This window comes from Nocardia sp. NPDC058666 (genome assembly GCF_042714895.1).
GTDB lineage: Bacteria > Actinomycetota > Actinomycetes > Mycobacteriales > Mycobacteriaceae > Nocardia.
In genome coordinates, this window is the sequence record NZ_JBHXRY010000006.1 from 68,298 (window position 1) to 80,128 (window position 11,831).

At 66.6% G+C, this 11,831-nt stretch carries 14 protein-coding genes; 4 read left to right on the plus strand and 10 right to left on the minus strand.

Going from position 1 to position 11,831, the window contains the following annotated elements; all coding sequences use genetic code 11:
- Positions 1–51 precede the first annotated feature (51 nt).
- Positions 52–930 (plus strand): hypothetical protein, encoded by an 879-nt coding sequence (locus tag ACFWVD_RS16325; RefSeq protein WP_379243447.1) that lies wholly within the window; start codon positions 52–54, stop codon positions 928–930.
- Positions 931–1,000: 70 nt separating this feature from the next.
- A complete protein-coding gene (locus ACFWVD_RS16330; RefSeq protein WP_379243449.1) occupies positions 1,001–1,330 on the plus strand; it encodes a hypothetical protein in 330 nt (109 codons plus the stop codon).
- A gap of 57 nt (positions 1,331–1,387) precedes the next feature.
- Here ACFWVD_RS16330 and ACFWVD_RS16335 read toward each other — a convergent pair whose 3' ends face one another.
- The 3 genes from ACFWVD_RS16335 to ACFWVD_RS16345 all read right to left on the minus strand — a co-directional run bounded on the left by ACFWVD_RS16335 (position 1,388) and on the right by ACFWVD_RS16345 (position 3,928).
- Positions 1,388–2,077 (minus strand): response regulator, encoded by a 690-nt coding sequence (locus ACFWVD_RS16335; protein WP_379243451.1) that lies wholly within the window; start codon positions 2,075–2,077, stop codon positions 1,388–1,390.
- Entirely contained in the window at positions 2,074–3,312 is a 1,239-nt protein-coding gene (locus ACFWVD_RS16340; protein WP_379243453.1) for a sensor histidine kinase, read from the minus strand. The genes ACFWVD_RS16335 and ACFWVD_RS16340 overlap by 4 nt, the downstream gene beginning before the upstream one ends.
- Before the next feature lie 130 nt (positions 3,313–3,442).
- Entirely contained in the window at positions 3,443–3,928 is a 486-nt protein-coding gene (locus tag ACFWVD_RS16345; RefSeq protein WP_379243455.1) for a winged helix-turn-helix transcriptional regulator, read from the minus strand.
- Here ACFWVD_RS16345 and ACFWVD_RS16350 point away from each other — a divergent pair.
- Entirely contained in the window at positions 3,927–4,637 is a 711-nt protein-coding gene (locus tag ACFWVD_RS16350) for an NADPH-dependent F420 reductase (protein ID WP_379243456.1), read from the plus strand. The two genes, ACFWVD_RS16345 and ACFWVD_RS16350, sit on opposite strands and share 2 nt — an antisense overlap.
- 109 nt (positions 4,638–4,746) lie before the next feature.
- Here the strand turns inward: ACFWVD_RS16350 and ACFWVD_RS16355 are convergent, their stop codons facing one another.
- The 4 genes from ACFWVD_RS16355 to ACFWVD_RS16370 form a co-directional block, all read right to left on the minus strand.
- Entirely contained in the window at positions 4,747–5,094 is a 348-nt protein-coding gene (locus tag ACFWVD_RS16355) for a DoxX family protein (RefSeq protein ID WP_379243458.1), read from the minus strand.
- 196 nt (positions 5,095–5,290) lie between these two features.
- Positions 5,291–6,028, minus strand: coding sequence for a phosphoglyceromutase (locus ACFWVD_RS16360; protein WP_379243460.1), 738 nt, complete (start codon positions 6,026–6,028; stop codon positions 5,291–5,293).
- Between the two features lie 27 nt (positions 6,029–6,055).
- Positions 6,056–6,232: a hypothetical protein gene (locus tag ACFWVD_RS16365; RefSeq protein WP_379243462.1), complete on the minus strand. Its 177-nt coding sequence runs from the start codon at positions 6,230–6,232 to the stop codon at positions 6,056–6,058.
- Between the two features lie 80 nt (positions 6,233–6,312).
- A complete protein-coding gene (locus ACFWVD_RS16370; protein ID WP_379243464.1) occupies positions 6,313–7,218 on the minus strand; it encodes an ROK family protein in 906 nt (301 codons plus the stop codon).
- Between the two features lie 188 nt (positions 7,219–7,406).
- On the opposite strand from ACFWVD_RS16370, the gene ACFWVD_RS16375 reads away from it, so the two are divergent.
- Positions 7,407–8,582: a lipase family protein gene (locus ACFWVD_RS16375; protein WP_379243466.1), complete on the plus strand. Its 1,176-nt coding sequence runs from the start codon at positions 7,407–7,409 to the stop codon at positions 8,580–8,582.
- Positions 8,583–8,629: 47 nt separating this feature from the next.
- Here the strand turns inward: ACFWVD_RS16375 and ACFWVD_RS16380 are convergent, their stop codons facing one another.
- The 3 genes from ACFWVD_RS16380 to ACFWVD_RS16390 all read right to left on the minus strand — a co-directional run bounded on the left by ACFWVD_RS16380 (position 8,630) and on the right by ACFWVD_RS16390 (position 11,631).
- Positions 8,630–9,109, minus strand: a complete 480-nt coding sequence (locus ACFWVD_RS16380) for a YbjN domain-containing protein (protein ID WP_379243931.1) — start codon at positions 9,107–9,109, stop codon at positions 8,630–8,632.
- A gap of 14 nt (positions 9,110–9,123) precedes the next feature.
- Positions 9,124–10,482, minus strand: coding sequence for a D-inositol-3-phosphate glycosyltransferase (gene mshA, locus ACFWVD_RS16385; protein ID WP_379243933.1), 1,359 nt, complete (start codon positions 10,480–10,482; stop codon positions 9,124–9,126).
- A gap of 159 nt (positions 10,483–10,641) precedes the next feature.
- The gene (locus ACFWVD_RS16390; RefSeq protein ID WP_379243935.1) at positions 10,642–11,631 is read right to left on the minus strand and encodes an alpha/beta hydrolase; all 990 of its coding nucleotides are present in this window, start codon (positions 11,629–11,631) and stop codon (positions 10,642–10,644) included.
- Between the last annotated feature and the right edge of the window lie 200 nt (positions 11,632–11,831).

The window sequence follows — 11,831 nt, forward strand, 5'->3', positions numbered from 1 at the left end:
TGGTGATCCGGTACAACAGGCCAGGCGACTGAACTGTTAGCGTCTGCGATTGTGACCGAAGGCGTATCTGGCACCGCACAGACCCGGCTCCGACCTGCGAATAAGATCGATCCGGCCCCGGAAGTCGAGTTCGATTTCCCGCGCGAGTGGATCGAGTTCACCGACCCAGCAAACGGCGAGCACCAGATCGTGGCCGATCTGACCTGGTTGCTGTCGCGCTGGACCTGCGTGTTCGGCACGCCCGCGTGCCAGGGCATCATCGCCGAACGCCCCGACGACGGGTGCTGTTCGCACGGCGCGTTCCTCGCGGACAAGGACGATCGCAAGCGCCTCAACGGTGCTGTGAAGATGCTCACACCCGACGACTGGCAGCTCATGGGCGAGGCCACCGAGAACGGCAAAGTCGTCAAGAAGGGTTACCTCGAACTCGACGAGCTCGAGGACGAGCCGGCCCTGCGCACCCGCCGCTTCGACGGCGCCTGCATCTTCCTCAACCGCCCCGGTTTCGCCGCGGGCCCCGGCTGCGCGCTGCACATCATGGCCGTACGCAAGGGCATCGAGCCCCTGGAAGTGAAGCCGGACGTGTGCTGGCAGCTGCCGATCCGCCGCACCCAGGACTGGGTGGAACGCCCCGACGGCGTGCAGATCCTGCGCACCGTGGTCACCGAGTACGACCGGCGCGGCTGGGGTCCGGGCGGGTTGGATCTGGACTGGTATTGCACCAGCTCCCCCGACGCGCACGTGGGCACCAAGCCGGTGTGGCAGTCGTACGGCCCGGAGCTGCGTGAGCTGCTCGGTGCGCCCGCCTACGACGAACTGTCGCGGCATTGCCGCCGACGCGAAGGTCTCGGCATCGTCGCGGTGCATCCGGCGACGGTGGAAGCCGAGCGGCTGCACCCCGAATCTCACGCCCCGAATCACGCGCAGTGAGACCCTCGAAACTGTCCGGTTCACCTGCTCGCCATGCGCGCGACACCGAAGTCGGGTTGAGTATCGGTTCATGTCGAAGAAAGCGCTCTCCCTGGCGACCCTCGTGATCGGCGCCACCCTCACCATGACCGGCCTGGCCAACGCCGAACCCAACGGCGATCCGGCGCAGTACGCCGACTTCACCTCGAGCTTCGTGAACTACACCGATCCCGCGGCACTGAACGCGATCAAGGACGGCAAGTTCATCATCGTGTCCACCATGGGCACCTCCTCCACGATCGCCTGCCGTGGCAACGGCGCCGACGTGCCGATCTACGACTGCATGCAGGAAGACGCCTTCGGCTGGGTCTCGCTGAAGAAGATGGACACCCCCATCGGCGTCGCCTGGTCGGCCGTGTAAGCCTGGAAATACACAAAACCCGGCATCACCTCGATGCCGGGTTTTTTCGTGTCTGAGTTACGCCTCGAGCTTGTAGCCCAAGCCTCGCACGGTCACCAGATGTTCGGGCTTGGCCGGGTCGGCTTCGATCTTCGAACGCAGACGCTTCACATGCACGTCCAGGGTCTTGGTGTCGCCCACGTAGTCCGCACCCCACACCCGGTCGATCAACTGTCCACGGGTGAGCACGCGACCGGAGTTGCGCAGCAGGTATTCGAGCAGGTCGAACTCCTTGAGCGGCAACGTGACCTGCGCACCGTTGACGTGCACAGTGTGCCGATCCACATCCATGCGCACCGGCCCGGCCTCGAGCACACCGTTCTCGCTGCCCGAGTCCAGCTCGTCGCCCGCACCGCGGCGCAGCACGGCACGAATGCGCGCGATCAGCTCGCGCGCGGAGTACGGCTTGGTGACATAGTCGTCGGCGCCCAGTTCCAGCCCCACGACCTTGTCGATCTCGCTGTCGCGCGCGGTCACCATGATCACCGGCACGCCGCTGCGGGTGCGCAGCTGCTTGCACACGTCGGTGCCGCTCATGCCGGGCAGCATCAGGTCCAGCAGCACGATATCGGCGCCGGAGCGGTCGAATTCGGCCAGTGCGGACGGGCCGTCGCCCACGACGGTGACGTCGAAGCCTTCCTTGCGAAGCAGGAACGCCAGCGGTTCGGCCAGCGAATCCTCGTCTTCGACGATCAACACACTCGTCATCTGCGTGCCTCCACACCGTTCGTTCGTCCCGCGAGAGTGCGCGCGACGTTGGTTTCTCTCGTGCTGGGCTCGGGCGTCTGTTCCACGTCCTCGTCCCCATCGGTTTCCAGATGGGCGGGGATCCGCAGCGTGAACGTCGAACCGGTGCCCAGTTTGCTCCACAGGGTGATCTCGCCGTTGTGGTTGGCCGCCACGTGTTTCACGATCGCCAGGCCGAGGCCGGTGCCGCCGGTGGACCGCGAGCGGGCCTTGTCCGAGCGGAAGAACCGTTCGAACACCCGTTCCTGGTCTTCCTTGGCGATGCCGATGCCACGGTCGGTGACCGCCATCGCGACATGATCGCCGCGCAGCGACCGGCTCACCGACACGTGCGAGCCCTGTGGTGAATACGCGATCGCATTCTCCACCAGATTCGACAGCGCGGTCACCAGCAACGTTTCGTCACCGAGCACTTCCAGCCCGCTGGGCCGGTCGGTGCTCACGGTGATGCCAGCGGCCTCGGCGGCGGTGCGCGAGCGGTCGACCGCCTGCTGCACCACCGTGTCGACATCGACCACGGCCAGGTCGGGCAGTTTCTCCGCACCCTGCAGTCGCGACAACGCGATCAGCTCGGTGACCATCTTGCCCAGCCGCCGCGATTCCCCGAGCACCCGCGAACCGAAGTGGCGCACCGCGTCGGGATCGTCGGCCGATTCCAGCATGGCCTCGGCCAACAGGCTCATCGCGCCGACGGGAGTCTTGAGTTCGTGGCTGACATTGGCGACGAAATCGCGTCGAGTGGCTTCCATGCGGGCCTGCTCGGAATCGTCGTCGGCGAACAGCACGACGAAGCTGGTTTCCTCACGAGACAGTTTGCGGGCAACGCCACGCACCGCGATCCGGCCGCGACCGGGCAGCGGGTTCTTGGCGGTGAGGTCGTATTCCGCGGATTCGCCGGTGGCCAGCACTTTCTCCACCGCGGCCCAGGCGCGTTCGTCGAGCAACCGGTTACGGACCAGCCCGAGTTCCTCCGCGCGCGGATTGACCAGCACCACATCGCGATACTCGTCGACCACCGCGATCCCGGACTCCGACGCGAGCACGATCAGGTCCAGCACCTGCGACATGGTCAGCCCGGTGTCTTCCTGGGTCCGCGCGGCCTGTCTGGCGTTGACGTACGGGATCAGCAAGCCACCGACTGCCAGTCCCACGACAGCCGCGAGGACTGCCAACAGCACGGCCTGCGGAACACTCACACCATTGATCGTACGAGTGCGCACCGACATCCCGGCGCCGGGTCGACGAAGTTCAACGCAGGTCACGGGCACTTGGCACGGCGTTGGTTTGCCGTTCACCCGGCAGGCACCTGCGCATCCGCCGGGCGTGTCAGCCAGTCGATTCGCCGTCCATCGCGGCACTCACCGCGACCCCGTGCCGGTCGACCCATGCACCGAGCGCATAAATCGGAACCAGCAGATCCCGCCCCGCTTCGGTGAGTTCGTACTCCACCCGCGGCGGCGCTTCGGCATACCGCCGCCTGCGTACCAGCGTCATCGCCTGCATCCGCCGCAAGGTCTGGGTGAGCATCTTCTGACTGATCCCGCCGGCCCCCGCCAACAGTTCGCTGTGACGTTGCGGACCATCGCGCAGCAGATACACGAGCACCGGCAGCCACGAATTCGCGAACAGATCCACCGCCATCCGCGCGGGACAGTCGGCCTCGTAGTCGCCGTAGGGCGGGAACTGCGCCGCGGTGGTCACGTGTTCCAGCGTGCCACCACCGATAGGCACCCGGAAGTGCCTTTCGAACTTTCTAGCGTCGGTGTGGTCGATGCCATCGGGCACGACATGCCCCATCACAGGAGTTCTCATGCGAATCGGAATCATCGGCGCGGGCGCGATGGCGTCTGCCCTGGGCGGCGGCTGGGCCGCGGCGGGTCACGAGGTACGGATCGGCGCCCGCTCGGTCGACGCGGCGCGGACACTCGCTTCCGCGATCAACGCGGTAAGCGGCGGCCACCGGAACACGAACGGCTCGCCCGCCTCCCCGGTCGACGTGCACGCGGCGACCATCGACGTGGCGATCGCCTTCGCGGAGGTCGTGCTGCTCGCGGTGCCGGTGAGCGCTCTCACCGAACTGCTCGGTACCTACGATCTGGCTGGAAAGATCGTCATCGATTGCACCAACGCGTTTCTCCCCGACGAATCCGCCCCCGAAGGCGTCACCGCGTTCGTGCTGAGCGAGGACGCGGTGGCCGAGCGGATCGCGGCAGCCGCACCGAATGCCCACGTGGTCAAGGCTTTCAACCTCCTCGCCGCCGAGGTCTGGGCGGGCACCGACCGAGTCTTCGACGGTGTGCGTTTGGCCGTCCCGATCTGCGGCGACGATCCCGAAGCCGTCCGAACAGTCGCCCAACTCGCCGAAGACCTTGCCCTGCAACCATTCCTGGCAGGCGGACTGCACCGAGCCAGATACCTGGAGGCCACCTCGGTCTTCACCGTGGGCCTGTGGTTCGCGGGCTGCGACGCCCGCGCCATGCTTCCGCCGCTGTCGGCCGCTTTCGCCGTGGCCGACGCCTGAACAACGGACAGCCCGGCGTAATCGCCCAAAACGACGCTCGAAAATCAGTTTTCTGCTTATTTCGAGGCGAATTGGGTGATTACGCCGGGCTCGGGCGGCCCGCAACGGTTCACACCGCGAGGCCGAGACCCAAGGCGACGGCGACCGGGGCCAGGTACAGCACCGGGAACGCGACGGTCTTGTACGACCGCGCCCGCAGCACCGTCGCCACCGCACCGGCGAAGTACAGGATCAGCCCGATCGCGGCGAGCACCCCGATCACCGGCACGAACAAGCCGATCAGCAGCCCGATCGAGCCAACAGCCTTGGCGATCCCCAGTGGTGCCCACCAGGTCTGCGGGACGCCGTACTCCACCAGCGGTTCCACCACGAACGGTGCCCGGCGCAGCAGCGAGAACGCCGAGAACCCGACCCACAGTGCGGCGACGACGGTGACGATGACGTAGGCGGTGTTCATGGCGTAACTCCTTCGGCGGCCACGTTTTTCGCGGCGTCTACAGAAGTGACGACATAACCGGCGCGAGTGTGACATCGCGGCCGGGCCGACCTGCGGATCATGGTCGGATCGACGCCGCGTCGCCGGTGAAACGCGTCCAGCAGCGCAAAACGGCCCCACACCGCGCAACGGTGTGGGGCCGACCGAACGAAAAGGGTTACTTACCGCCCTGGTTGGCGACAGCGGCCGCACCGGCAGCAGCAGCCGCCGGGTCCAGGTACTCCGCGGCCTTCACCGGACGCATGTTCTCGTCCAGTTCGTAGACGAGCGGAATGCCGGTGGGGATGTTCAGGCTGGAGATGTCCTCGTCGGAGATCCCGTCGAGGTGCTTGACCAGCGCGCGCAGCGAGTTGCCGTGGGCGGCGACCAGCACGGTCTTGCCGGTGCGCAGTTCGGGCGCGATGGCGTTCTCCCAGTACGGGACCATCCGCTCGACAACGTCTTTGAGGCATTCGGTCTTGGGGACCTGGATGCCGGCGTAGCGCGGGTCGTCGGCCTGGCTGTACGGGTTGTCGGGCTGGATGGGCGGCGGCGGGGTGTCGTAGCTGCGGCGCCAGAGCATGAACTGCTCCTGGCCGTATTCCTCGCGGACCTGCTCCTTGTTCTTGCCCTGCAGGTTGCCGTAGTGGCGTTCGTTGAGGCGCCAGTCGCGCACGACCGGGATCCACAGCCGGTCGGCGGTGCCCAGCGCGTTGTCGGCGGTGCTGATGGCGCGGCGCAGCAGCGAGGTGTAGACGATGTCGGGCAGGATGCCTGCTTCTTTGAGCAGTTCACCGGCCCGTTTACCCTCGGCGATGCCCTTGTCGGTCAGTTGCACGTCCACCCAGCCGGTGAACAGGTTGAGGGCGTTCCATTCGCTCTCGCCGTGGCGCAGCAGCACGAGGGTGTAGGTCATAGAGGCCATTCTGACATTGCGGAGATGTCAGGCCCACTCCACCTCGTCGAACCCGAGGTTCAGGCCGTGCGTTCCGCCTTTGACCAGCGCGTCGACCTGTAATCGCGACGCCACGAAGTCGACCTCGCGCACGACGGCGCACACCCCTTGGAACGGACCCTGCGGAATATGGACGACATCGCCCGGCACATAGTCGGCAGCCACCTCATCGAGGCTACGCCCGGAAACGCGCTACTCGCCCGAACGCGCCCGAGCACACCACAGTTCGGACCGAAGAGTCCCCCTCATGCCGAACTGACCTGTCCCCCACCGTCGACCGCGAGCACCCCCGCACCCACCAGCGTCGCCCCGTCGCTCAATCTCGACAGTTCCACCCGCAACCCGCGAACGAACTCGAGCCCACAATGCCGTGCCACCGCAGCCCGCAACGGCCCCCACAGCGGCTGCCCTGACTGCGCGAATCCGCCACTGATCACCACCCGATCCACATCCAACAGCGCCGCGGCCGACGAAACTGCTTGTCCCAACGCAGTTCCCGCCCGCGCCATCGCCGCCACCGCGATCGCGTCCCCAGCGTGAGCGGCCGCCGCGAGCTCCAGACCGTTCGATCCCATCCACCCGCGCGAACGCGCCCACCGCACCGACGACATCCCACTGGCCACCGCCTCCACGCACCCGAATCCCCCACAGGGACAAGGTGTGTCATCACCGGGCACCACAATGTGCCCGATGTGCCCCGCATTCCCCGTGCGCCCCACCACAACTCGTCCATCGGCGATGATCCCCCCACCAACCCCCGACGACACGGTCAAAGCCAACCCGTTGTCCACCCCACGCAACCCGCCGACCCGATGCTCGGCCAACACCAAACACGCCCCGTCGATCGCGAACCGCACCACCGCGTCCGGGAACAACGCCCGCACATGGTCGACGATGGTGAACCCGTCCCGCCAGGCCGCCAGGTTCAACGGCCGCGTCACCCCCGCGCGCACATCGACGGGCCCCGCCGACCCGATCCCGATCGAGCGCACCCGATTGTCACCTGCCACAGCCACCAAAAGGTCCCGACAGGTGCGCCACGGGTCGTCCGAGGCGGCTGCTACCTGCCGCACCTCGTGCACCCCGTAGTGCGGGTCCACAAGCCCCGCAGCGAATTTCGTCGCCCCGATGTCGAGCGCGAGCGCCGTCATCCTCACTCCTACCTGCTACGTCGGGTTACCGTGCCACCCATCGGCCCCGACTTCGATGTGAACGATCACAACATGTGGCACACGACACTTTGACTACTGGTCGGTACATTTCACCGGTTTTCGTTAGATACTTCGTTCCGGGTCGGGTCGTCTTAGTTGGGCAGCACTACTGTTGATGAAGGAAAGCTGTGTCGAAAATAGTTGTCTTGGTGTTGAGTCTGCTGTCTGTGGGCTTGTTCGCCGCTCCCGCGGGTGCGAATCCGCTGTATCCGACGCCTGATCCGGATCCGTTCTTCGCCGCACCGGCGAACATCGGCGCGCTGGCTCCCGGCGACGTGGTGCGCAGCCGCCACATCGACACCTGGATGTACCCGGGCACGCAGGGCCACCAGGTCGCGTTCCGCTCCACCAATTCCGCGGGCGACGCGATCATGGGCGTCACCACGGTGCTGCTGCCGATCGGTGTGAAGAACCCGCCGTTGGTGTCGTACCAGGCGCTGATCAACTCCATCGGCACGCGCTGCAACCCGTCGCAGTCGATGTTCAACGGTGAGCTGCAAGATGCCGCGGGCGCGATGTTGCCGTTGGCGCGCGGCTGGGCGATCTCGGTGCCCGATTACCTGGGCCCGACGGTGGCGTACGGTGCGGCCAAGCTCAGCGGCATGGTCACTCTGGACAGCGTGCGCGCGGTGCAGAAGGTCGCCGAACTGGGTGTGGGTTCCTCGCCGGTGGCGATCGCGGGTTACTCCGGCGGCGGCATGGCGACCGCGTGGGCGGCGGCACTGCAGCCCACCTACGCGCCGGAGCTGAAGCTGGCCGCGGTGGTGTCGGGCGGTATCCCCGCCGACCTCGAATTGATGGCCGACGCACTGGGTTTCGCCCCGCACCCCGGTTTCGGTCTGGCGTTCGCCGCCGCGATGGGCATCGAGCGTGAGTACCCCGATCGCGTGCCGGTGTCGGATCAGCTCAACGAGAACGGCCTGTGGTTCCGCGATTTCACCAAGGACGCGTGCCGTCGCTTCCTGCTGTTCCACGGTGCCCTGCGCAACGCCGACCAGATGGCGGCGTCGAAGGAACTGCTGACCAGCGAGGTCGCGCGTGGCGTGCTGCGGGAGAACAGCCTGGTGCACTTCCAGGGCGCGCCGACCGCTCCCACGTACATCTGGCAGGGCAAGTACGACATCCTCACCCCGTACGCGCCGGTCGCGGACACCATCGCGCACTGGTGCAAGTCGGGTACCCCGGTGCAGTTGAACACCGTGGAGATCTCCGAGCACATGACCGCCGCGGTGGCGGGCTTCCCGGACGCGTGGAACTACGTCGAGTCCCGGTTCCGCAACGAACCGGTGCCGTCGAACTGCTGACTTGCTGAACTGAAACCCGGTGCCGCACAACGCGGTACCGGGTTTTTTCATGCCTTGTCGAGCTCGTCGTCGATGAGGTGTTCGAACGCGCGCAGGTTCTTCAACGATTCCCCGCGCGAGACCCGCCACTTCCATTCCTTGCGAATGGATTCCGCGAACCCCAGTTCGAGCAGGATGTTGAAGTCGTTGTCGACGGCTTCCAGCGTCTGACCGAAGATCCGGTCGAGCTCGTCGGCGGTGACCGATTCGGCCGCCATGCGCCCGACCAGATAGATGTCGCCGACATTGTCCAGCGTGTAGGCCACGCCGTAGAGCCGACGGTTGCGCCGAAGCAGGTACTTGTAGACCCCTTCGAAGTTCTCGTCGGGCTTGCGGCACACGAACGATTCGATGCGAACCCCGTGCTTGCCGGCCGTCAGCATCACGGTGGTTTTCAGCTTGCGCTCCCCCGGCAGCACCACGATGAACGTGTCGTCGCCGTGCCGGGTGTATTCGATCTCGCGATCGCGCAGTGTGTCGTCGATGATCTGCGAAACGGCACTCACCGGCGCACTCCTGTCCGGCGCCGCAGCAGCGCCCGCGATCTGGCCTGTCGGGTATCGCCCGCGTGCAGGGCGATGGGACCGCGTTCGGCGCGGAATCCGGCCATCGCGGCAGCGTAACTGTCGAGCAGGCCGTCGGCGGTGTGCGCCCAGGAGAACCGGCTGGCGTGCTGCACGGCGGTAAGGCCCATGCGCGTCAGGCGGTCGGTGTCGTCGAGCAGCGAGCCCAGCGCGTCGGCCCAGTCGGGCGTGCGATGGCCGGGAACCAGCAGCCCGGATTCGTGATTGCGCACCGCGGTCCCCAGGCCGCCGACGTCGGCGGCGAGCACGGGGGTGCCGCTGGCCTGCGCCTCGATGGCGACCAGGCCGAAGGATTCGTTGTAGCTGGGCACCGCGACCACGTCGGCCGCGCGGTACACCTGCACGAGCTTGTGCGCGGGTTGCGGCGGCAGGAAGGTGACCTGGTCGGCGATGCCGAGGTCGGCGGCCAGTTCGATCAACGCGTCGGGCCTGGCCAGCCCGGAACCGGACGGACCACCCACGATCAGCACCCGCAGCTTGCGCCGGGGATCGCGCGAAATCAGGTCGGCGGCGGCCCGCACGAGCACATCAGGAGCCTTGAGCGGCTGGATCCGACCGATGAACGCGACGATCTGCTCGTCGGCCCGCAGTCCCAGTTCCGCGCGCGCGGCCAGCTTGTCACCGGGCTGGTAGCGCGACAGATCCGCACCGGGCGGCACCACGTCGATGCGATCGCGCGAGGCACCGTAGAGATCGACCAGCTGACGGGCTTCGTCATCGGTATTGGCCACGAGCCGATCAGCTTCGGCGATCACCTGCTTCTCGCCGATCACCCGGGTCTCGGGTTCGGGAGTATCCCCCTGCGCCAGCGCCGCGTTCTTCACCGCGGCAAGCGTGTGCGCGGTGTGCACCAGCGGCACCCGCCACCGATCCCGCGCGAGCCACCCGACCTGCCCCGACAGCCAGTAGTGCGAGTGCACGAGGTCGTAGTGCCCCGGCAGATGCCGTGCTTCCTGCCGCAACACCTCGGCGGTGAACGGACACAGCTGCGTGGGCAGCTCGTGCTTGTCCAGCCCTTCGAACGGTCCCGCGACCACATGCCGCACGATCACGCCAGGCCCGGCCTCGGCCACAGGCGGCAGTTCCGACGACGTCGCCCGCGTGAAAATCTCCACCTCGGTGCCCCGTTTGGCCAGCTCGAGCGCGGTTTGCAGCACGTAGACGTTCATCCCGCCCGCGTCCCCGGTGCCCGGCTGCGCCAGCGGCGAGGTATGCACCGACAACACCGCTATCCGGTGCGGCAAAAGTTCGGGACGACGCTGGCTCACACACTCCAGTGTGCACGCCGCGACGCCGCCCCCGAAGCCCCTACCGGGATCGGTGACGGCCGTCACAGCGCATTCGTGAGTGAGTTCACGTGCTCGTCGCAGGTCAGCCTGCCCGATTCGCCGACGATGCGCGAGCGGATTTTCGACATCACAATCGATGCACCGCGATCACGGTCGACGCAGTGCCGCTTCGAACACGGGCCACGATTTGTGCATGTCCTGTTCCCAGTAGCCCCACGAGTGGGTGCCGTTGGGCCGCATGTCGACCGTGGCGGGGATGCCCAGCTGTTGCAGCCGGTCGCGCAGCTGTTGCGTGCACACATTGGTGACGGCTTCCAGCGACGCGCCGAACACCAACTGCATCGCCAGCTGCGCCGGGTCGCCCTGGGCGGCGATGGTGTCGAACGGCCCGGGCAGCCCGTTGCCCGACGAGATGTACACATCGGTGCCCCGGAACGATTCCGCGTGCAGGTAGGGGTCGTTGGCCGACCATTGCGGGTCGGTGGGCGGGCCCCACATATTGCCCGCGTTGCCCAGCCTGCTGCCGACCACGGTGCGCACGATCGCTTGTCCGCGTGGATCACTGGTGCGCACGCACCCGCTGTAGGACCCGATCGCCCGATACAGTCCCGGTTCCGACAGCGCGAGCTGGAACACCGAGGTGCCCGCCATCGACAGTCCCGCAATGGCATTGGCCCCGGTGCCGTCGAATTCCGCGTCGATCACCGGCGGCAGTTCCTTGGTGAGAAACGTGGTCCATCGCTGTTTGCCCAGCACCGGATCGTCGGTGCGCCAGTCCGCGAAATAGCTGCCTGCCCCGCCGAACGGGATCACCACATTGACCTGTTTGTCGCGGAAGAACTCCACGACATCGGTGCGATCGAGCCAGTTCCCGTCGCTGCCGCCGCCGACCCCGTTGAGTAGATACAGCGTGGGCGCGGGCGAATTCGGGTCCGCGGCGCGCAACACCCGCACGCGCGTGACGATGTCCATGGCCGGCGAGTACACGCCCACGTCGATGGTGCGATCCGCCTCGACTCGCTGATCCTCGATCCGCGCGCTCTCGGGCTGTGCCACCGCGGGCACCCCGATCACGGCACCGGCCACCAGTGCCGACACGGCCACCAGTACTCGAGCGCCTATTGCTCGACCGAACATCATCGAACTCCGATCTCGACGCCGAATCCTTCTCTCCACCAACGATCCAACGACATTCCCGAACGCTACACACGAATTCACCGAATGTCTGTGACGGTTACCAGAAGATTTCACGCGAATTTGTCCGTTCGATGCAGTTGGTGCGCAACTACAATCACGGACGTATCACATCGGTGCCGCAGAACAATCACATCGATAGT